The 21300-nt window shown below is 43.2% G+C and carries 18 protein-coding genes and 1 riboswitch; of the genes, 17 read left to right on the forward strand and 1 reads right to left on the reverse strand.

Translation table 11 applies throughout. The features are described 5' to 3' along the window. The first annotated feature begins 76 nt into the window (after positions 1–76). The 5 genes from H7T97_RS04555 (at position 77) to H7T97_RS04575 (ending at position 5668) form a co-directional block, all read left to right on the forward strand. Complete coding sequence (locus H7T97_RS04555; protein ID WP_201089540.1) at positions 77–2389, forward strand: endonuclease/exonuclease/phosphatase family protein; 2313 nt, start codon at positions 77–79, stop codon at positions 2387–2389. Positions 2390–2603: 214 nt separating this feature from the next. Further along, complete coding sequence (gene pflA / locus H7T97_RS04560; RefSeq protein WP_003005017.1) at positions 2604–3398, forward strand: pyruvate formate-lyase-activating protein; 795 nt, start codon at positions 2604–2606, stop codon at positions 3396–3398. Positions 3399–3522: 124 nt separating this feature from the next. Next, positions 3523–4458 (forward strand): manganese-dependent inorganic pyrophosphatase, encoded by a 936-nt coding sequence (locus H7T97_RS04565; protein ID WP_003005572.1) that lies wholly within the window; start codon positions 3523–3525, stop codon positions 4456–4458. Positions 4459–4521: 63 nt separating this feature from the next. Continuing rightward, a complete protein-coding gene (locus H7T97_RS04570) occupies positions 4522–5034 on the forward strand; it encodes a YiiX/YebB-like N1pC/P60 family cysteine hydrolase (RefSeq protein WP_201089542.1) in 513 nt (170 codons plus the stop codon). Beyond that, a complete protein-coding gene (locus H7T97_RS04575) occupies positions 5018–5668 on the forward strand; it encodes a DUF1803 domain-containing protein (RefSeq protein WP_201089544.1) in 651 nt (216 codons plus the stop codon). Before H7T97_RS04570 ends, H7T97_RS04575 begins: the two co-directional genes overlap by 17 nt. A 39-nt stretch (positions 5669–5707) precedes the next feature. On the opposite strand, the gene H7T97_RS04580 is transcribed toward H7T97_RS04575, so the two are convergent. Next, positions 5708–7153, reverse strand: a complete 1446-nt coding sequence (locus H7T97_RS04580; protein WP_201089546.1) for a UDP-N-acetylmuramoyl-L-alanyl-D-glutamate--L-lysine ligase — start codon at positions 7151–7153, stop codon at positions 5708–5710. 87 nt (positions 7154–7240) lie between these two features. Here H7T97_RS04580 and H7T97_RS04585 point away from each other — a divergent pair, with 87 nt between their 5' ends. From H7T97_RS04585 to H7T97_RS04640, 12 genes are all read left to right on the forward strand, one after another. Then, a complete protein-coding gene (locus tag H7T97_RS04585) occupies positions 7241–8869 on the forward strand; it encodes a putative polysaccharide biosynthesis protein (protein ID WP_201089548.1) in 1629 nt (542 codons plus the stop codon). A gap of 291 nt (positions 8870–9160) precedes the next feature. Then, positions 9161–10258, forward strand: a complete 1098-nt coding sequence (locus tag H7T97_RS04590; protein WP_070449302.1) for a cystathionine gamma-synthase — start codon at positions 9161–9163, stop codon at positions 10256–10258. 1 nt (position 10259) lies between these two features. Further along, entirely contained in the window at positions 10260–11423 is a 1164-nt protein-coding gene (locus H7T97_RS04595; protein WP_201089549.1) for a MalY/PatB family protein, read from the forward strand. 35 nt (positions 11424–11458) lie between these two features. After that, positions 11459–11616: riboswitch (M-box (ykoK) riboswitch) on the forward strand. Positions 11617–11823: 207 nt separating this feature from the next. Then, complete coding sequence (gene mgtA / locus H7T97_RS04600; RefSeq protein ID WP_201089552.1) at positions 11824–14484, forward strand: magnesium-translocating P-type ATPase; 2661 nt, start codon at positions 11824–11826, stop codon at positions 14482–14484. A gap of 219 nt (positions 14485–14703) precedes the next feature. After that, positions 14704–15333 carry a uracil phosphoribosyltransferase gene (gene upp / locus H7T97_RS04605; protein ID WP_003005574.1) on the forward strand — a complete coding sequence of 210 codons (630 nt, stop codon included), beginning with the start codon at positions 14704–14706 and terminating at the stop codon, positions 15331–15333. Positions 15334–15462: 129 nt separating this feature from the next. Continuing rightward, entirely contained in the window at positions 15463–16053 is a 591-nt protein-coding gene (locus H7T97_RS04610) for an ATP-dependent Clp protease proteolytic subunit (RefSeq protein WP_070662483.1), read from the forward strand. 277 nt (positions 16054–16330) lie between these two features. Then, the gene (locus H7T97_RS04615; protein WP_023918810.1) at positions 16331–16609 is read left to right on the forward strand and encodes a DUF2129 domain-containing protein; all 279 of its coding nucleotides are present in this window, start codon (positions 16331–16333) and stop codon (positions 16607–16609) included. 108 nt (positions 16610–16717) lie between these two features. Beyond that, on the forward strand, positions 16718–17875 hold the full coding sequence (locus H7T97_RS04620; RefSeq protein ID WP_023918808.1) for an ABC transporter substrate-binding protein: 1158 nt from the start codon (positions 16718–16720) through the stop codon (positions 17873–17875). 81 nt (positions 17876–17956) lie between these two features. Further along, entirely contained in the window at positions 17957–18826 is an 870-nt protein-coding gene (locus tag H7T97_RS04625) for a branched-chain amino acid ABC transporter permease (protein ID WP_021153669.1), read from the forward strand. Positions 18827–18829: 3 nt separating this feature from the next. Beyond that, positions 18830–19777, forward strand: coding sequence for a branched-chain amino acid ABC transporter permease (locus tag H7T97_RS04630; protein ID WP_003008278.1), 948 nt, complete (start codon positions 18830–18832; stop codon positions 19775–19777). Then, positions 19777–20541, forward strand: a complete 765-nt coding sequence (locus tag H7T97_RS04635) for an ABC transporter ATP-binding protein (protein ID WP_195487790.1) — start codon at positions 19777–19779, stop codon at positions 20539–20541. The genes H7T97_RS04630 and H7T97_RS04635 overlap by 1 nt, the downstream gene beginning before the upstream one ends. After that, positions 20541–21251 (forward strand): ABC transporter ATP-binding protein, encoded by a 711-nt coding sequence (locus tag H7T97_RS04640; RefSeq protein WP_003005434.1) that lies wholly within the window; start codon positions 20541–20543, stop codon positions 21249–21251. Before H7T97_RS04635 ends, H7T97_RS04640 begins: the two co-directional genes overlap by 1 nt. The last annotated feature ends 49 nt before the right edge of the window (positions 21252–21300 follow it).

Genomic DNA, 21300 nt, shown 5'->3' on the forward strand with positions numbered 1-21300 from the left:
TTTTTGAAAGCGCTTGAAAATACAAAGTCATTCCCTTATAATAAAAGAGGAAAACTTTTTAGGGATGGAGAAACGCATGAGAAAAAACGGTAAAAAGATTCGCCTACTGGGAGTAGCCACCTTATTGGCTAGTCAGTTGGGGGTCTTTAGCAGTGCCCTCACGGTAGTTGCAGACGAGACCACAGCTTCGACTTCAGAGCCAGCGCTTGTGACGAACACTAGCAGCGAGGAAAGCTCGACAAATAGTTCGACTTCTGCTACAACAACAACTACAGACGCTACGACGAGAGCTTCGAGTGATAAAGAAGAGACATCTAGCAGTTCCTCAGACGCTGCTGAGGAGAAAACGGTTAAGATCGGGGACATTCAAGGGGAAGCGCAACGCTCTCCACTGGAAGGCCAAAAGGTAGCCATCAAAAATGCAGTGGTGACTAAGACAGACCGCTATGGTTTTTATGCCCAAGATATTGAATCGGATGGCAATAGCCGTACTTCAGATGGGATTTATGTTGTTTCCAAATACAAGGTGAAAGTCGGCGATAAGGTGAAAATCACCGGTACCGTCAAGGAAGGCTATATGGAGGAAGTCACTTTGGGAGCCGGGAAGACCTTTAAGGAACCGACGAATAGTTTAACGGTGACCATGTTGGTTGACACTTGGATCACCAAAGATGGGTCAGCCCCTCTTCCAGAAGCTGTGAATATCACTGCGGAGATGCCAGCAGAGGTGAAGCCTAATCCGACTGCTTATGCTCCAGAAACCGATGCCCTCGATTATTGGGAAAGCCTGGAAGGAATGCTCACGGTGGTGAAGAAACCGCATGTCCTTGGTCCCCAGTACAAAGGAGATATCTATGTCTTGGGAGAAGATTTCACAGGTCTTCCTTTAAACAATATTGGAGGTCTGAATCTACGGCCACATGCGCAAAATACAGCGACGATCCCGATTTATGTTGGGAATCAATTTGTCGCAAAAGCCAAGGATTACTTTACAGAAGACGTAACAGGAGTGGTAACGTATCGGAATAGCTTTTATAAGTTAGAACCTACTCAACAGTTGACAGTCCAAGATGGTGGTTTGCAGCGTCAAGCAGCTCAAACCCAACCAAGTGAGGACAAGCTGACCATCGCTTCCTACAATATTGAAAATTTCTCGGCCAACAATGCCAAAAATGAAACCCCAGAGGATAAGGTGACGCTGATTGCCAATTCCTTTATCCATGAAATTCACAATCCAGACATCATTACTTTGATCGAAGTGCAGGACAATAATGGTAGTGTGGATGACGGAACGACCAGTGGTGTTGAAAGTGGACGCAAACTAGCCAATCGGATCAAGGAATTGGGTGGCAAGAGCTATGAGTATACGGAGGTTGCTCCAGTAGATGGCGCTGACGGAGGAAAGCCTGGTTCCAATATTCGTTTGGGAATCCTCTACAATCCAGAACGCGTAACCTTAGCCAAAAAAGAGGCAGCAACTAGCAACGAGGCAGCGCAATTTGACAAGGGACACCTGGTTAAAAATCCAGCTCGGATTGCCCCTAATGACCCATCGTTTGATCATACTCGCAAGTCCTTAGCTGTTGAATTTGAATTCAAAGGTCAACCAGTTGTGGTGATTGCTAATCACTTGAAATCAAAAATCGGAGATGATGCTATTTATGGGGCAAGCCAACCAGCAGTGGAACACACCTTGCCAACTCGTGAAGCACAAGCTAGTGTCATCCATCAATTCGTTCAAGAAGGCTTGAAGCAAAATCCGAAGACCACCTTTGTTTTGACGGGTGATTTTAATGACTACGATTTCTCAACCACGGCGCAGATCCTTGCTGGCAACGAACTAACAAACTTAATGGCCCAACATGATGCAGGCGATCGCTATTCTTATTTCTACCGTGGAAGCAATCAGGTTTTGGATAACATTTTTATCTCAAACAACATGGCAGCTAAAGCAAGGTTTGAACCAGTCCATATCAATGCTTCCTTTATGAAGGAACACGGTCGTGCATCAGACCATGATCCTGTCTTGGTCCAAATCGACTTTAGTGGAGCACAAACTCCAGGAACGCCGACGGATGATCAACAAGGAAATACAGGTCAAGCAACGGATCAAACTAGCCCTTCTTCATCGAATACAGGATCTCAACTAGTCCCTCATCAGGCCCAAGCTAATGAACAAAAGAGTTCAACATCTGAAAGCAAAGAGAAGGGCAAGAACGAAGATGAGAAGCAAGATGACAAGGAAGAGGCAACAACACAAACCAAGACACCAGGCAAGCGGAAAATCCTTCCATCAACTGGACAAGAAACAAGCTATCTAGCCCTTTTTGGAGTGGCAGTAGCTACGATGAGTCTTGTCTGGTATAAGAAGAAAAGGACTACTCACTAACGTGTTTCATAAGAAAGATCTAAAAAAGGAGTCGCTGGCTCCTTTTTTTCTCCTAAAATACAGGACAGATAGTGCCAAATTAGAAACTGTACTAGGACAATGAAAAACACTGAAAAGAACAGTTTCTTTTCAAAAAGAAGCTTAAACTCTTTAAAATAGATGGAATCGTGTTATAATAAAACCATAAAACGTTTTCAAGAGAAGAGGTTCCTCAATGGAAAATGAAACAGTTGACTATGGAAAAGTAACAGGAATGGTACACTCAACAGAAAGTTTTGGGGCAGTAGACGGGCCTGGGATCCGCTTTATTGTCTTCCTTCAAGGCTGTCAAATGCGGTGTCAATACTGCCACAATCCAGATACTTGGGCAATGGAAACCAACAAGTCCCGTGAACGGACCGTGGATGATGTCCTAGAAGAAGCCCTCCGTTATCGTGGATTTTGGGGCGAAAAAGGGGGAATCACTGTCAGTGGTGGAGAAGCCCTCTTGCAGATTGACTTTTTGATTGCCCTCTTCACCAAGGCTCAAGAGTTGGGCATTCATTGTACCTTGGATACCTGTGCCCTTCCTTTCCGGAATACACCTCGTTATTTGGAAAAATTCGACCGCTTGATGGCGGTGACAGACTTGGTGCTTCTGGATATCAAGGAAATCAATGATGAACGACACAAAATTGTGACCAGCCATACCAATAAAACGATTTTAGCTTGTGCCAAGTACTTATCTGATATTGGAAAACCAGTCTGGATTCGTCACGTTTTGGTACCTGGGCTTACAGACCGAGATGACGACTTGATCGAGCTTGGAAAATTTGTTAAAACCCTTAAAAATGTTGATAAATTTGAGATCCTTCCTTACCATACGATGGGGGAATTCAAATGGCGTGAATTGGGAATTCCGTACAAATTGGAGGGTGTGAAACCACCGACAAAAGAACGGGTCCAAAATGCAAAAGATTTGATGGAAACAGAAAGTTACCAAGATTACCTGAAACGGGTCAAAGGATAAAAAGTATAGACAGTTGGGCCTTCCAGCTGTCTTTTCTATTGAAATGCACAACTATTCCCTTTCTTTAAATGGCAAAACGTGCTAAAATAGAGTGAATCTATAAATGAAATAAAGAGGTAGAAACATGTCAAAAATTCTCGTTTTTGGTCACCAAAATCCTGACTCAGATGCTATCGGCTCATCTGTAGCTTTTGCTTATCTTGCAAAAGAAGCATATGGTTTGGATACAGAAGCAGTGGCTCTTGGAACTCCGAATGAAGAAACAGCTTTCGTATTGGACTATTTTGGTGTGGAAGCACCACGCGTCATCACATCAGCTAAAGCAGAAGGTGCAGAGCAAGTTATCTTGACGGACCACAATGAATTCCAACAATCTGTTTCAGATATCGCTGAAGTAGAAGTTTACGGTGTGGTGGATCACCACCGTGTGGCTAACTTTGAAACTGCTAGCCCACTTTACATGCGTTTGGAACCAGTAGGATCAGCATCTTCTATCGTTTACCGCATGTTCAAAGAACACGGTGTAGCAGTGCCAAAAGAATTGGCAGGTTTGATGCTTTCAGGTTTGATTTCAGATACTCTTCTTTTGAAATCTCCAACTACCCACCCATCTGATAAAGTCATTGCGCCTGAATTGGCTGAATTGGCTGGTGTCAACTTGGAAGAATACGGTCTTGCCATGCTCAAGGCTGGTACCAACTTGGCAAGCAAATCAGCAGAAGAATTGATCGACATCGATGCCAAGACTTTTGAATTGAACGGAAACAATGTTCGTGTGGCTCAAGTGAACACAGTTGATATTGCGGAAGTCTTGGAACGCCAAGCTGAAATCGAAGCAGCCATCCAAGCAGCAAATGCAGCTAACGGATACTCTGACTTTGTTTTGATGATTACAGACATCGTTAACTCAAACTCAGAAATCTTGGCTCTTGGTGCCAACATGGACAAGGTAGAAGCAGCTTTCAACTTCAAACTTGAAAACAACCACGCTTTCCTCCCAGGTGCTGTTTCACGTAAGAAACAAGTGGTGCCTCAATTGACAGAAAGCTTTAATGCATAATGATAAATGGGGGAACCCATCGTTAAAAAGGAGTTTCGGCTCCTTTTTTGCTAGGAGAAGATCATGTTAGAGACGGGCGATTTGATTTTTGTCAGTGAAAATACAGAAATGGGACAGGCCATCCAGGCATCTACTGGAAACTATAGCCATGTGGCCATCTTTTTGGACGGTTCCATTTATCATGCCACGGTAGAAGGTGGCGTCCTTTCCCAGTCCCCTAAGGACTTCTTTGAAGCTGGGAAAGTCTATGACCTTTATCGCTATGTGGCGATTGATTGTCCAGAGGTCAAAAAGCGGGTAGAAAGTCTTTTAGGGGCTCCCTACAATGCTTCCTTTTACTCGGATGGAGATGGTTATTACTGTTCCCAGTTCATTGCTGAACTACTTCCTATTTTTGAGACCATTCCCATGAAGTTTGGGAAAGGAGACCAAGAGATTAGTTCGTTTTGGGAAGATTACTACAGAGGGCTTGGTCTAGCGGTTCCTTTAGATCAGCCTGGGACCAATCCTAGTCAGTTAGCCCAATCACCACAGCTACAGTTTAAAGAAAGGTATTTGGATGATTACAATCATTAATCCCACACGTTTGACACGTCAGCCATTTTTCAAGGACTTGATCAACTTTTTGGATCAGCACGACGATGTGATCCTGCGGCAAATCAAGGCCCAATTTCCAGATCAACCAGTGGATAAGCTGATGGAGGAATATATCAAAGTGGGCTTCATCCTTCGAGAAAATAAACGCTACACCCTCAACCTGCCCTTCTTGAAGTCAGCTGATCTTGTTGACTTGGATCAGGAGGTCTTTGTTCGAGAGGACAGTGCAGTTTATCAAGAATTAAAAGCCAAGGTCTTCCAAACGGAACTCCGCAATACGACCAATGCAGCGATTCTCATAGAGGAGACGGACTTTGCGCGACATGCACAGACCCTTTCCAATTACTTTTATAAGGTAGCTCACCAATATCCATTGACGGAGGATCAAGAAAAGCTCTATGCCATCTTGGGAGATGTCAATCCTGAGTATGCTCTTAAGTATATGACCAGCTTTTTGCTCAAATTTCTCAAAAAAGAAGAAGTCCAGCAAAAGCGCAAGGACATCTTTGTCGATAGTTTAGAAGTCTTAGGTTATATCCGCAAAAATGATGAAGGCAAATATGAATTAGCAGTGGACTTGGATAAGGAAAGACTGATGTTTATCAAACAATAGAAAGAGGCTAGGAAAACTTCCTAGCCTTGTTTTTTTTGATTATAGATAACGTTCAGCGATGGCGGCGTCACCTGGATACTCTTCTTTTACGCCATTGACGATTTGGTAGCAGTCTGCTCCTTTTCCAGCGATAATAACAGCATCTTCAGGCTTGCTGGTTGTCGCCATAGCCAGTTGAATGGCTTGCTCGCGATCTGCGATTTTCTCGACAGGGCGCGTGATAAAACTGCTAATCTCTTCTGCGATGGCCAAAGGATCTTCATAGTTAGGGTCATCCGCTGTGAGGAAGACTTGGATCTCAGGATGGTCTTCTAAGAGCAAGCCAAAGTCCTTGCGGCGGCTCTCTCCTTTATTACCGGTTGATCCAAGGACCAGCGAAATGGTTCCGGTTTGATGGGTTTCGACAACTGAGAGCAGTTTTTTCAAGCTATCTCCATTATGGGCATAGTCGATGAAGACCTTGGCCCCATTCTTTTGAGTCAAGACTTCCATTCGGCCAGGAACGCGCGTCTTGGAAATTCCTTTTTGGATGTCTTCGAGACTCGCCCCTAGACGAAGGCAGGCGAGACCTGCAGCCACAGCATTTTCTTGGTTGAAGCGACCAATGAGTTGGATATCATAGTCTCCAGCTAATTTACCAGTAGCTGAGAAGCTGAAAGCTTTGGAGTTTTCAATTTGATACTCAGACTGGCTACCATAGAAGTCGTGCTCCTGGCCCTCGACTTGTTCTTTCAAGACAGAGAAATGATCCATATCGCTATTGATGACAACAGCTTGGCTATTCTTCATGAGGAGACGTTTGTGGTAGAAATAATCCTCAAAAGTTGGATGTTCAATCGGTCCAATATGGTCAGGGCTGATGTTGAGGAAAACACCAACATCAAAAGTAAGACCGTAAACCCGTTTCACCAGATAAGCTTGACTGGAAACTTCCATAATGAGGTGGGTCCGATCATTCGCTACTGCCTGAGCCATCATAGCAAAAAGATCCAAACTCTCTGGTGTTGTCAGGGCTGATTTAAAGAAGTTTTTACCATCCAGTGTCGTATTCATGGTAGACAGCATAGCTGGTCGGTAGCTTTGTTCCAAAATATGGTAAGCAAAGTAGGCCGCTGTTGTCTTTCCCTTGGTCCCTGTGAAAGCTAATAATTTTAATTGTTTCTCAGGGTGCCCATAAAACTCCATGGCAATTAAGCTCATGGCTTGCTTGATATCATTGACAAGAATGGCAGGGATACCAACTTCATAATCTTTTTCAGAGACATAAAAGCCGAGCCCATTAGAAATAGCCTGTTCCAGGTATTCTTTTTTGAAATTGGCCCCTTTGACAAAAAAGAGGGTGCTAGCAGACACCTTACGGCTATCATAGCTAATGGCATCAAAACTTGTTCCTTCTAGATGGTAATGGTATTCACCATTCATTAGAACTTCTCGGAAATTTTGGTCATGTTTTAAAATGTTGAGGGTTTGTTCAATTGTAATCATAAAACTATTGTAAACCGAAAGTCTGAATTTTACAAGTAACATGGAAAAGTTTATAATGAAGAGAAGAAGAAACGAAAGAGGACGTTTATGAGTCACGAACAAAATGACCAGCAAGCCCAGATGCTACGCGGGACTGCCTGGATGACAGCCAGCAATTTTATCAGCCGTTTGCTAGGAGCCGCTTATATTATTCCTTGGTATATTTGGATGGGAAAATATGGGCCACAAGCCAATGGTCTTTTTACAATGGGATACAATATCTACGCTTGGTTTCTCTTGATTTCAACAGCTGGGGTACCTGTAGCTGTTGCCAAGCAAGTAGCCAAATACAATACCCGGGACCAAGCCGATCATAGCTTTGCTTTGATTCGGGGCTTCTTGAAATTCATGGGAATTCTAGGCCTTGGATTTGCCATTCTCATGTATCTTTTATCTCCTGTCTTTGCGAGCCTTTCAGGTGGGGGAAAAGAGTTGATTCCGATCATGCAGAGCCTTTCTTGGGCTGTCTTGATCTTTCCTTCGATGAGTGTCATTCGTGGATTTTTCCAAGGTTTTAACAACATGAAACCTTACGCCATTAGCCAGATTGCAGAGCAAGTCATCCGGGTCATCTGGATGTTGCTTACGACCTTCTTCATTATGAAGATTGGCTCAGGAGATTATGTGCAGGCTGTTACGCAGTCGACCTTTGCTGCCTTTATCGGGATGGGAGCGAGCCTTCTGGTTCTCTTTTATTACCTTGCAAAAACAGGCTTGCTCTCATCTATTTTGAGAAAGCAAGAGGGAAGTGAAGGAATCGATACTCGTGCGCTTCTCATGGATACTATCCGTGAGGCCATTCCTTTTATCATCACAGGTTCCGCCATTCAGCTCTTCCAAATTGTCGACCAGATGACCTTTATCAATGTCATGTCTTGGTTTACAGATTATAGTCAGAAACAGCTGTTGGTCATGTTTAGTTATTTCTCTGCTAATCCAAACAAAATCACCATGATCTTGATCGCAGTAGCGACTTCGATTGGGGGAGTTGGGATTCCTCTGTTGACTGAGAATTATGTCAAGGGCGACTTAAAAGCTGCAGGCAAGCTTGTACAGGATAACTTGACCATGTTGCTAGCTTTCTTGCTTCCAGCTACCTTTGGTGCAGTTGCAGTCGCAAAACCACTTTATACAGTATTTTATGGACAACCAGATGGCTTGGCTTTGGGACTCTTTATCGTAGCGATGTTGCAGACGGTGATTTTGGGTCTTTACACAGTCTTGTCCCCAATGATTCAAGCTCTCTTCCAAAACCGCAAAGCTATTCGCTACTTCCTCTATGGAGTAGTGGTGAAATTGGTCCTACAAATTCCATTTATTTTAGTCTTTCGTTCTTATGGGCCGCTTTTGTCAACGACCATTGCGTTAATGGTGCCAATCGTTCTCATGTATCGGGAGATCCAAACCATTACTCAGTTTAATCGAACCATCATCTTCAAGCGGACCTTACTTGGTTCTATCCTGACTGTGGTGATGCTACTTGGAGTCTTGATCGCCGGCTTGATTTTGGGCTGGATTTTTCCACCAAATGGCCGTGTATCGAGCATGATTTATATCATCGTCATTGGCGGATTAGGAGTTGTTATCTATGGAGCCTTAGGATTATGGCTACGGTATTTTGACCGCTTTATCGGAGGTCAAGCTGCACGTCTTAGACAAAAATTTCGGATTAAATAAACCTGAGAGGCTGGGACAGAAGTCCTAGCCTCTCAATTATTTTTGGATTGTCGAGCAAGACGCAGTGGTTGAGTGGGCTCTACTACGCTGATTTCATCAGCTTTTACAGCCCTACTCAACTGTGCGGAGGTGGGACGACGAAATCGAATTCTAACGAATTAACGATTTCTGTCCCACTCTCTTTTCTTATAGTTTGAAACTATAGCTAGGTCTTGAAAATGGGAAAACCGCTCTCCTCATAATAGTGATAAAATAGTAAGCAGTTAGATTGAATGTTTATCGGAGGGCAATATGAGTAAAAAACGCAATATCAATACTATCTTGGCACAGGCAGGAATCAAGTCGGATAAAGCAACGGGAGCTTTGACGACTCCTTTGCATTTCTCTACGACTTACCAACACCCAGAATTTGGTCAGTCTACAGGTTTTGACTATACCCGTACGAAAAATCCAACACGCGCAACGGCTGAGAAGACTTTGGCAGCTATCGAAAGTGCAGACTATGCTTTGGCGACAAGCTCTGGAATGTCAGCTATTGTGCTTGCTTTTAGCATTTTCCCTGTTGGTTCAAAAGTCTTAGCCGTTCGTGACCTGTATGGAGGTTCTTTCCGCTGGTTTAACCAACAAGAGCAAGAAGGTCGTTTCTCTTTCACCTATGCCAATACAGAAGAAGAACTGATCCACCATCTAGATCATGATCCGGTGGATGTCCTCTATATTGAAACACCAACCAATCCATTGATGTTGGAATTTGATATTGCTCATTTAGCCAAATTGGCCCATGCAAAAGGTGCCAAAGTCGTGGTGGACAATACTTTCTATAGCCCAATCTATCAACGTCCGATTGAAGAGGGAGCAGATATTGTCCTACATTCAGCAACCAAGTACCTGGCTGGTCACAACGATGTCTTGGCTGGTGTTGTCGTGACAAATGATGCAGATCTGTATGACAAACTCTTTTACAATTTGAACACGACAGGTGCTGTTCTTTCCCCATTTGACAGCTATCTGTTGATCCGTGGTCTCAAGACACTCTCTATCCGGATGGAGCGCTCCACTGAGAATGCCCGCAAGGTAGTCGAGTTTTTGAAAACCTCCCCTCAGGTCAAAGAAGTCCTCTACACTGGAAAAGGTGGAATGGTCTCCTTTAAAATTCAAGATGAGAAAAAAATTCCTAACTTGTTGAATTCCCTTCAAGTCTTTACCTTTGCAGAAAGCCTTGGCGGAGTTGAAAGCTTGATCACTTATCCTACCACTCAGACTCATGCGGACATCCCTGCAGAAGTTCGCCATTCATACGGTTTGACAGATGATCTGCTTCGGTTGTCCATCGGAATCGAAGATGCGGATGATTTGATTGACGATTTGAAACAAGCATTGGAGGCTTAAGATGACCAAATATGATTTCACGACTTTACCGAATCGATTGACCCACCATACCTACAAGTGGAAAGAAACTGAGACAGATCCAGAAATCATTCCAGCTTGGATCGCGGACATGGATTTTAATGTCATTCCAGAAGTACGAGAAGCTGTTATCGGCTATGCAGACCAAATGGTCTATGGCTACACCTATGCATCGGATAGCCTCTACCAGTCTATCCTTGATTGGGAAAAAGAAGAGCATGGCTATTCCTTTGACAAGGAAGCTGTCGTCTTTATCGAAGGCGTTGTTCCAGCTATTTCAACAGCTATTCAAGCCTTCACCAAGGAAGGGGATGCGGTCTTAATCAATACACCGGTCTATCCTCCATTTGCCCGAAGTGTCAAACTCAATCGTCGAAAATTGATCGAAAATTCGTTAGTCGAAAAAGACGGTCTTTTCCAAATTGATTTTGATCAGCTAGAAAAAGACATTGTGGAGCAAGACGTTAAACTCTATGTTTTGTGCAATCCGCACAATCCTGGAGGACGTGTATGGGATCGTGAAGTCTTGGAAAAAATCGGCCACCTCTGTCAAAAACATGGTGTCCTTCTCGTTTCAGATGAGATCCACCAAGATTTGGCCTTGTATGGAAACCGTCATACCAGCTTTAACACAGTTGATCCCAGCTTTAAAGACTTCAGTTTGATCTTAACCAGTGCAACCAAGACCTTCAATATTGCAGGAACAAAAAATTCCTATGTGGTCATTGAAAATCCTAAGCTTCGTACGGCTTTTAAACAACGACAATTGGCCAATAACCAACATGAAATCTCAGGCTTGGGCTATATTGCAACAGAAGCGGCTTATCGTTATGGTAAATCTTGGTTGACTGAGCTCAAACAAGTCTTTGAAAAACACATTGACTATGTTATAGATGAACTGCATGAAAAGACCCATATCCGAGTGATGAAACCCCAAGGAACCTATCTTCTTTGGTTGGACTTTTCAGCCTATCCATATACCGATGATGAGCTGCATGCTAAAATCCATGACCAAGCCAAATTGATTTTGAACCGTGGAACAGATTTCGGAAAAGAAGGAACCTTGCATGCCCGCCTTAATGTAGCTGCCCCTTTCACCCTCATTGAAGAAATTACCAAACGCTTGGTGGAAACTTTTCACAAATAAGTGTTGACTTTCTGTAAGTGAAGGAGTACAATAAACTCGAAATACGGTAGGTGAGGCTACCACAAGGATACGGATGACTACCGCAAAGCAGTGGAGACACTACTCGTTGGTCAACAGTCCTGATCGCAAAGGTCAAGACTAAGCTCATTTCATTGCCTTGTGGAGCTAAAGCTTGGACGGTCAGTTTTTTGAGAGTTTTGATTGAAAAATAAATGACGAGTTTCATGAGTCCTACCGATCGAGGGTAGGACTCTTTTTTATGCCTTACCTAGAAAAGAGAAAGGAGAGAGCTATGATACAAATCGACGATCATCCCGAACCGCACCGAACCAGCCAATCGCTGATTTGTGTCGTAGGGACTCCAAAAGTGATTGGCTCCTGATTGAAAAAGGAGATACCAATGCAAACAAATAAAGAAAGACTTATTAACGCTCTTCAAGAACCACTTGAAAGCACCTTTGCCAACTACCAAACCAGTGCCCTTGGTCTAGTTGACGATCAAGTAGAAGAAAACCGCGATGCTTATGGCGAAAATGTCATCACAAAAGGTCAAGAAGATTCCATGATCAAAAAGATCTACGAATCGATCATCAATCCTTTTACGGTGATTTTGTTGGTCATTGCGCTGGTTTCCTTCATCACTAATGTCTGGCTAGCAAAACCAGGTGAACAGGATCCAACGACCTCTATCATCATTGTGACCTTGGTCTTGATCTCTGGTGGGATCCGCTTCATTCAAGAATTGCGGAGCGACAAAGCTGCCAGCAACTTATCACGTATGATTGTCAATACAGCGACCGTTCTTCGTGATGGATCAGAACAAGAAATTCCGATCGATGAAATCGTTGTCGGAGATGTGATCAAACTGAGTGCCGGCGATATGATCCCAGCAGATGTGGTCTTGATTGATTCTCGTGACTTTTTTGTCCAACAATCTGGCCTCACAGGGGAAAGTGATGCTGTTGAAAAGGTTTGTCTCAGAAAAGCCGACAGTCAAAATTTAGATAGTCTCTTGGAGAGTGAAAGCTTGGCCTTTATGGGGACCAATGTCATCTCAGGGCGGGCGACAGCCTTGGTCTTGGTCGTGGGGGATGAAACCATGATGGGCGCTATTGAGCAAACCATCAACACCTATGACGAACCAACCTCATTTGAGAGAGAAATGAATACCATCTCTTGGCTCTTGATTCGGCTCATGTTAGTGATGGTGCCCGTCGTCTTTGTGATCAATGGCCTCACAGACGGTGACTGGTTAGAAGCGGGTGTCTTTGCCCTCAGCGTTGGGGTTGGTTTGACTCCTGAAATGCTGCCGATGATTATTACAGCGAGTCTTGCTAAGGGATCCATCATCATGGCCAAGGAAAAAGTCGTTATCAAAAAACTCAATGCCATTCAAGACCTCGGGGCTATTGATATTTTGTGTACAGATAAGACAGGAACCTTGACCCAAGATGAAATCGTTTTGGAGTATCCGCTTGATATCCATGGCGATTTGGATCTATCAGTCCTTCGCCGGGCTTACTTGAATTCCTATTTCCAAACCGGGCTAAAAAATTTGATGGACCGAGCGATTATCAATCGGACCCAGAAAGAAGCCAAGAAACATGAAATTGTTCGCGACCTGGATCAAACCTTCCATAAGATTGATGAATTGCCCTTTGATTTTGAACGTCGTCGCATGAGTGTCATTGTCAAAGACGAAGACGGTGTGGTCAGCATGGTGACCAAGGGTGCCTTGGAAGAAATGCTTTCTGTATCGACTTATGTTGAGTACAAGGGTGAGATTAAACGCCTGACAGATGAAGTCCGTCAAGAGGTCCTCGCTGAAGTTGCTCAGTTAAATGAACAAGGTCTTCGTGTTTTGGGCGTCAGCTACAAAACCGACTTGGACGAAAATGACATCTTTAGTGTTGAAGATGAACGAGACATGATCCTAACCGGTTACCTTGCCTTTCTTGATCCACCAAAACCTTCTGCAGCTCCAGCGATCAAAGCTCTTGCAGAATATGGGGTAACCACTAAGATCTTAACTGGAGACAATGAAAAGGTCACCCAAGCTGTCTGTGAAAAAGTAGGACTAGATGTCGAGCGGATTCTTTTAGGAAGCGAAATCGATACGATGACTGACCAAGAGTTAGCACAAGTTGTGGAAACAACAACGGTCTTTGCCAAATTATCACCCGATCAAAAAGCGCGGATCATCCTCTGTCTCAAGAACAATGGCCACAAGGTTGGTTACATGGGAGATGGGATTAACGATGCTCCATCCATGAAGGTCTCAGACGTTGGGATCTCCGTGGATACCGCTGTGGATATTGCCAAAGAAACGGCAGATGTCATCCTTCTAGATAAGGACTTGATGGTCCTTGAAAAAGGTTTGGTTGAAGGCCGCAAGGTCTATGCCAATATGACCAAATACATCAAGATGACGGTCTCTTCTAACTTCGGGAACATCTTCTCTCTGCTCTTTGCCAGCATCTTTTTGCCCTTCCTTCCAATGGCTCCCGTTCATTTGATTGTGCTCAATCTTATCTATGATCTTTCTTGTATCGCCCTTCCTTTTGACAATGTCGACAAGGAATTCCTCAAGAAACCTCGTATCTGGGAAGCAAACTCCATCATGCGCTTCATGGCTTGGATCGGTCCAATTTCATCTGTATTTGACATTATTACTTACATGCTTCTTTACTTCCTTGTTGTTCCTATGATTTTAGGTCATGGCTACAACCATGGAGCAGCAGATGCAGCAGCCTTTATCATGGTGTTCCAAACTGGATGGTTTATCGAATCCATGTGGTCTCAAACCATGGTTATCCATATGTTGCGTTCACCAAAACTGCCATTTATCCAAAGTCGTCCAGCCTTCTCAGTCGTGGTGACGACTCTAGCAGCAGCCTTCTTTGTAACCTCCCTTCCATATAGTCCTTTGGCTTCTATCTTGAAGTTGAGCCAACTAAATGGATTGTACTTTGTTCTATTGTTTGCGATTATCGTCCTTTATATGCTGAGTGTGACGGTTGTCAAACGTATCTATATTAAGAAGTACAAAGAATGGTTGTAATTGATTGATAGAAAGAGTGAGTCCGAACTTAAAAAATTAAGTGTAAGGGCTCTCTTTTTTTGGTAAAATTTGGTATAATAAGAAGAATGTAAAGTTGGAAATGAAGATTTCCATGTGCTGTGAGTATCAAAGAGGGACTGAAAGAAAGAGTAGAGCTTGACTCCGCTTTTATCATAGCTCTTTTTTGAATAATAACAGCTTAGAAAGAAGGATCTCAAAATGGGAAAATTAGAAGTTATTACACATCCACTGATTCAACACAAATTGTCTATTCTCCGTCGCACGGATACCTCTACGAAGGCCTTTCGTGAATTGGTAGATGAAATTGCTATGTTGATGGGCTACGAAGTGTTGCGTGAATTGCCTCTTGAAGATGTTGAGATTGAAACTCCTATTACTAAAACCGTTCAAAAGCAAATCGCAGGGAAGAAATTGGCTATTGTCCCAATTCTTCGTGCAGGGATTGGGATGGTCGATGGTCTATTGAGCTTGGTACCAGCTGCTAAGGTTGGCCATATCGGGATGTACCGTGATGAAGAAACCTTGAAACCAGTTGAATACTTGGTGAAATTGCCAGAAGATATTGATCAACGTCGTATCTTTGTAGTAGACCCGATGCTTGCTACGGGTGGATCTGCTATTCTAGCTATTGATTCCTTGAAAAAACGTGGCGCTAGCCATATCAAGTTTGTCTGCTTGGTATCAGCGCCAGAAGGGGTGAAAGCTCTTCAAGAAGCTCACCCAGATGTTGATATCTTTACAGCAGCCCTCGATGATCATTTGAATGAACATGGCTACATTGTTCCTGGTCTTGGAGATGCAGGTGACCGTTTATTCGGTACCAAATAAAGAAACCATTCATTATAAGTTCGAAAGGTGCTTAAGATTTGACCTTTTTTGACCATTGGTTTATAATAGCACATATACTTTGAACCTCACGAATCGTGAGAATGAATGGATACTAAAGGAGAAGAATAGATGATTCCAGTAGTTATTGAACAAACCAGTCGTGGAGAACGTTCTTACGATATTTATTCCCGTCTGTTGAAAGATCGAATTATCATGGTAACAGGACCAGTTGAGGACCAAATGGCTAACTCCATTATCGCTCAATTGCTCTTCTTGGATGCCCAAGATAATACAAAAGATATCTATATGTATATCAATACCCCAGGTGGCTCTGTCTCAGCAGGTCTTGCCATCGTAGATACTATGAACTTTATCAAGTCAGATGTCCAAACCATTGTTATGGGGATGGCAGCATCTATGGGAACTATCATTGCTTCAAGTGGTGCGAAGGGCAAACGCTTCATGTTGCCAAATGCCGAGTACATGATTCACCAACCAATGGGTGGTACTGGTGGTGGTACCCAACAAACCGATATGGCGATCGCAGCAGAACACTTGCTCAAAACACGGAATAACTTGGAAAAAATCCTTGCGGAAAATTCAGGTCAACCGATCGAAAAAGTGCATGCTGATGCGGAACGTGACAATTGGATGAGCGCGCAAGAAACACTTGAATATGGCTTTATTGATGAAATCATGGCCAATAATAAATTGGGTTAAACCATCCTGTAGGAAGGCCCGTCAAGAGGCTGGGACAAAAGTCCTAGCCTCTCAATTATTTTTGGATTGTCGAGCAAAACGCAGTGGTTGAGTGGGCTATACTACGCTGATTTCATCAGCTTTTACAGCCCTACTCAACTGTGCGGAGGTGGGACGACGAAATCGAATTCTAACGAATTACCGATTTCTATCCCACTCTCTTTTTTGCTCTCATAAAAGAGTAGTTCTTTTTCTTGAAATTTGATATACTAGTAACAGAACGAGAAAGGGATTGACCATGTTTGAGAAACAAGAAAGAACAGGCTTGATTGTTAAATTGTATTACAATCGAGACGGGAAAAAATTACAATCTGTCGGAGATGTCTTGTACCATTCTAAGAAATGCCGTTATGTCCAATTGTATGTAGACAGTGACAAGGCCGATCAAGTCATGGAAGACTTAAAGAAAGAACGTTATGTCAAAAAGGTCTTGCCTTGCCATCTCAAAGATTTAGATACAGATTTTGTGGGGAGTTTGCAACGATTGGAGACCCCATCTGTGGTCACAGAAGTTTAGAAAACGCAATCATTTGATGGATTGCGCTTTTTTTATTGACAATTGTCAGATAATTCGGTATATTCTTAATGTATTTAATTTAAGATTCATTTAAGGAGATCATTACAAATGAAGAAAAAATTTGCTCTTTCATTTTTAACCATTGCAAGTGTCGCTCTTCTTGCTGCTTGTGGTGAAGTTTCTACTTCAGGTTCAAACACAACTGGTAACGAAATCGGCAAAGAACTAAAAGTCGGTTTTAACTTTGAAAAAACTGGTGAAGTAGCAGCCTACGGTAGCGCTGAACAAAAAGGTGCTCAATTGGCCGTTGATGAAATCAACGCTAAGGGTGGAGCTGACGGTAAGAAGATTGTTGTCACAGATAAAGATAACAAATCTGAAACAGCTGAAGCAGCTACAGTCACTACAAACCTTGTCACTCAATCAAAAGTGAACGCTCTTGTAGGACCTGCGACTTCAGGTGCTACTGCAGCAGCGGTTGCCAATGCTGGTAAAGCAGGTGTGCCATTGGTTACACCATCAGCAACTCAAGATGATTTGACAAAAGGTCAAGATTACCTTTTCCGTGCAACCTTCATCGATAGCTTCCAAGGAAAAATCATTGCTAAATACACAACTGATAACTTGAAAGCGAAGAAAGTCGTTCTATACTACGATAACTCATCTGACTATGCGAAAGGGATTGCTGAAGCCTTCAAGAAATCTTACAAAGGTGAAATCGTAGCAACAGAAACCTTCCAATCTAAGGATACAGACTTCCAAGCTGCCCTTACAAAAATCAAAGATAAAGACTTCGATGCGATTGTTCTTCCAGGTTACTACACAGAAACTGGTAAGATCGTAAACCAAGCGCGTGGTATGGGAATCAAACAACCAATCATTGGTGGGGATGGATTTAGCGATGCTAAATTTGTTGAACAAGCAACACCTGCTGCAGCTACAGATATCTACTACGTAGCTGGATTCTCTACTGAAGGTGAAATGACTGATAAAGCCAAGAAATTCGTAGAAGCATACAAAGCGAAATACAATGAAGAACCTTCAATGTTCGCAGCTTTGGCTTATGATTCAGTTTACATGGTTGCAGAAGCATCTAAAGGTGCTAAGAACTCTGTCGAATTGAAAGATAACCTTGCGAAGTTGAAAGACTTGGAAGGTGTGACTGGTACAATGTCAATTGACAAGAACCACAACCCGGTTAAATCAGCTCTTATGATTGGCTTGAAAGATGGTAAAGTCAAATCAGTTGAGTCTGTTAAACCATAATTATCATTTGTTGTTTGTACAAGAGGCTGGGAGAATGAAAATTCCTGGCCTCGCTCTTTATTGTTAGAAAGGATGGTTCAAATGCTCCAGCAATTAGTGAACGGTCTAATCTTGGGAAGTGTCTATGCACTCTTGGCCCTTGGTTATACCATGGTGTATGGAATTATCAAATTGATCAACTTTGCCCATGGGGATATCTACATGGTAGGTGCCTTTATGGGATATTTCTTATTGAACTCATGGAAAGTGAACTTCTTTGTAGCCTTGCTCCTAGCCATGGTTGGGACAGCTATTTTAGGGGTTGTAATTGAATACCTGGCTTATCGTCCGCTTCGTCATTCGACTCGGATTGCAGCCTTGATCACAGCCATCGGGGTTTCCTTCTTGCTCGAATATGGGATGGTCTTCTTCGTCGGTGCCAATACCCGTTCCTTCCCGCAAGTGATTAAAACGGTTCGTTACAACTTCGGTCCTATTTCAATCTCCAATATTCAGTTGATGATCTTGGGAGTGTCTGTTTTCTTGATGGTCGCTCTTCAATTTATTATTCAAAAGACAAAGATGGGGAAAGCCATGCGGGCTGTATCTGTCGATAGTGATGCCGCTCAATTGATGGGGATTAACGTCAACCGGACCATCAGCTTTACCTTTGCTTTGGGATCAGCCTTGGCAGGTGCTGGTGGTGTCTTGATTGGTTTGTATTACAACTCGATCGAGCCTTTGATGGGGATGACACCAGGGATCAAAGCCTTTGTCGCAGCCGTTCTTGGAGGAATCGGAATCATTCCAGGTGCTGCCCTAGGTGGATTTGTGATCGGTTTGTTGGAAACCTTCGCTACAGCGATCGGTCTTTCAGACTTCCGTGATGCCATTGTGTATGCCATCTTGATTGTGATCTTGCTCATCCGTCCAGCAGGTATCCTCGGTAAAAATGTGAAAGAGAAGGTGTAAGCCATGAAACAAAATTTAAAAGTGAATTTAGTCTGGCTTGGTCTTTTGGTCGCAGGTTTTGCCTTGATCCAAGTCTTGGTTGCAGCGGGTGTGCTCAACCTCTTCTATATCCAAATTTTAGAACAAATCGGAATTAATATTATCCTTGCAGTTGGCTTGAACCTCATTGTTGGTTTCTCAGGTCAATTCTCACTTGGGCATGCCGGATTTATGGCGATTGGTGCCTACTCTGCAGCTATTCTCGGTTCTAAATCACCAACCTATGGGGCTTTCTTTGGTGCGATGGTTTTAGGTGCTTTGATTGCTGGTGTCGTTGCCTTGATCGTTGGGGTTCCAACCCTTCGTTTGAAAGGGGACTACCTCGCGATTGCGACACTTGGGGTTTCTGAAATCATTCGGATCTTGATCGTCAATGGTGGTACTCTAACAAATGGTGCTGCTGGGATCCTTGGTTTGCCAGCCTTTACAACTTGGCAATTGGTTTACCTCTTTGTTGTCATTACAACGATCTTTACGATTAACTTCTTACGCAGTCCAATTGGACGCTCTACCCTTTCTGTTCGTGAAGATGAAATCGCAGCAGAATCTGTTGGGATCAATACGACCAAAGTCAAAGTCATCGCCTTTGTATTTGGTGCGATCACAGCGGCGATTGCTGGATCTCTCCAAGCTGGCTTTATCGGCTCTGTTGTTCCTAAAGATTACTCTTTCACCAATACCATTAATGTCTTGATCATTGTCGTATTTGGTGGTTTGGGATCAATGTCAGGAACAGTTGTGGCAGCCATCGTCTTGGGTATCTTGAATATGGTGCTTCAAGACTTCTCAAGTGTACGTATGATCATTTACTCATTGGCTTTGATTCTCGTGATGATCTTCCGTCCAGGTGGTCTTCTTGGAACATGGGAATTCAGCTTGAAAAAACTACTCTCAAAAAAGGAGGCTAACTAATGGCACTTCTTGAAGTAAAAAATTTAACAAAAAACTTTGGTGGTTTGACAGCCGTTGGAGATGTGACCATGGAACTCAATGAAGGGGAATTGGTTGGTTTGATCGGACCCAACGGTGCCGGTAAAACAACCCTCTTCAACCTCCTAACAGGGGTATATGAACCAAGTGAAGGGACCATTACCTTAGATGGCCAGCTACTAAATGGTAAAGCACCTTATAAAATCGCTGCAGGTGGTCTGGGACGTACTTTCCAAAATATTCGTCTCTTTAAAGATTTGAGCGTTTTGGACAATGTCTTGATTGCCTTTGCTAATCACCATAAACCACATGTCTTTGCGAGTCTTTTCCGCTTGCCAAGCTATTACAAGAATGAAGAAGCTTTGAAAGCAAAAGCCCTTGAATTGTTAGCGATTTTTGGTTTGGAAAAAGAAGCAGATACCTTGGCCAAAAACTTAGCTTACGGACAACAACGTCACTTGGAGATCGTTCGTGCCCTTGCTACAGAGCCAAAAATCCTCTTCTTGGATGAACCTGCTGCAGGGATGAACCCTCAAGAAACATCAGAATTAACCCAACTGATCCGTCGCATTCAAAAAGAATTTAATATTACGATCATGTTGATCGAGCATGATATGAGTTTGGTTATGGAAGTAACAGAACGGATTTATGTATTGGAATATGGCCGCTTGATTGCCCATGGTACGCCAGATGAAATCAAGAACAACAAACGTGTAATCGAAGCCTATCTAGGAGGTGAAGCCTAATGTCTATGTTAAAAGTTGAAAATCTTTCTGTACACTATGGCATGATCCAGGCTGTCCGTGATGTCAGTTTCGAGGTAAATGAAGGAGAAGTTGTTTCTCTTATCGGTGCTAACGGTGCTGGGAAAACATCTATTCTTCGTACCATTTCAGGTTTGGTGCGTCCAAGTGCTGGGAAAATTGAGTTTTTGGGTCAGGAGATTCAAAAGGTTCCAGCTCAAAAGATTGTAGCAGCAGGACTCTCCCAAGTTCCAGAAGGCCGTCACGTCTTTCCAGGCTTGACCGTTATGGAAAACTTGGAAATGGGAGCTTTCTTGAAGAAAGATCGAGAAGAAAATCAAGCTAACTTGAAGAAAGTCTTCTCCCGTTTCCCACGTTTGGAAGAACGGAAGAACCAAGATGCAGCCACCCTATCTGGTGGGGAGCAACAAATGCTTGCAATGGGTCGTGCCCTCATGTCGACGCCAAAACTTTTGCTCCTGGATGAACCTTCTATGGGATTGGCCCCAATCTTTATCCAAGAAATCTTTGATATCATCCAAGATATCCAAAAACAAGGAACAACTGTTCTCTTGATTGAACAAAATGCCAACAAGGCCCTTGCCATCGCAGACCGCGGTTATGTTTTGGAAACAGGGAAAGTCGTTCTTACCGGAACAGGAAAAGAACTCTTAGCCTCAGAAGAAGTCCGCAAGGCCTACCTTGGTGGATAAGATTTTTAAAGTATGTTAGAAAAGAAAGGTAGCTAAACCTTTCTTCGAA

Source organism: Streptococcus parasanguinis (assembly GCF_016648925.1).
Lineage (GTDB): Bacteria > Bacillota > Bacilli > Lactobacillales > Streptococcaceae > Streptococcus.

Bases quoted from the DNA above. Each gene is read 5' to 3' on its own strand.
- H7T97_RS04555 (WP_201089540.1), top strand. From the start codon at position 77: ATGAGAAAAAACGGTAAAAAGATTCGCCTACTGGGAGTAGCCACCTTA.
- pflA (WP_003005017.1), top strand. From the start codon at position 2,604: ATGGAAAATGAAACAGTTGACTATGGAAAAGTAACAGGAATGGTACAC.
- H7T97_RS04565 (WP_003005572.1), top strand. From the start codon at position 3,523: ATGTCAAAAATTCTCGTTTTTGGTCACCAAAATCCTGACTCAGATGCT.
- H7T97_RS04570 (WP_201089542.1), top strand. From the start codon at position 4,522: ATGTTAGAGACGGGCGATTTGATTTTTGTCAGTGAAAATACAGAAATG.
- H7T97_RS04575 (WP_201089544.1), top strand. From the start codon at position 5,018: ATGATTACAATCATTAATCCCACACGTTTGACACGTCAGCCATTTTTC.
- H7T97_RS04580 (WP_201089546.1), bottom strand. From the start codon at position 7,153: ATGATTACAATTGAACAAACCCTCAACATTTTAAAACATGACCAAAAT.
- H7T97_RS04585 (WP_201089548.1), top strand. From the start codon at position 7,241: ATGAGTCACGAACAAAATGACCAGCAAGCCCAGATGCTACGCGGGACT.
- H7T97_RS04590 (WP_070449302.1), top strand. From the start codon at position 9,161: ATGAGTAAAAAACGCAATATCAATACTATCTTGGCACAGGCAGGAATC.
- H7T97_RS04595 (WP_201089549.1), top strand. From the start codon at position 10,260: ATGACCAAATATGATTTCACGACTTTACCGAATCGATTGACCCACCAT.
- mgtA (WP_201089552.1), top strand. From the start codon at position 11,824: ATGCAAACAAATAAAGAAAGACTTATTAACGCTCTTCAAGAACCACTT.
- upp (WP_003005574.1), top strand. From the start codon at position 14,704: ATGGGAAAATTAGAAGTTATTACACATCCACTGATTCAACACAAATTG.
- H7T97_RS04610 (WP_070662483.1), top strand. From the start codon at position 15,463: ATGATTCCAGTAGTTATTGAACAAACCAGTCGTGGAGAACGTTCTTAC.
- H7T97_RS04615 (WP_023918810.1), top strand. From the start codon at position 16,331: ATGTTTGAGAAACAAGAAAGAACAGGCTTGATTGTTAAATTGTATTAC.
- H7T97_RS04620 (WP_023918808.1), top strand. From the start codon at position 16,718: ATGAAGAAAAAATTTGCTCTTTCATTTTTAACCATTGCAAGTGTCGCT.
- H7T97_RS04625 (WP_021153669.1), top strand. From the start codon at position 17,957: ATGCTCCAGCAATTAGTGAACGGTCTAATCTTGGGAAGTGTCTATGCA.
- H7T97_RS04630 (WP_003008278.1), top strand. From the start codon at position 18,830: ATGAAACAAAATTTAAAAGTGAATTTAGTCTGGCTTGGTCTTTTGGTC.
- H7T97_RS04635 (WP_195487790.1), top strand. From the start codon at position 19,777: ATGGCACTTCTTGAAGTAAAAAATTTAACAAAAAACTTTGGTGGTTTG.
- H7T97_RS04640 (WP_003005434.1), top strand. From the start codon at position 20,541: ATGTCTATGTTAAAAGTTGAAAATCTTTCTGTACACTATGGCATGATC.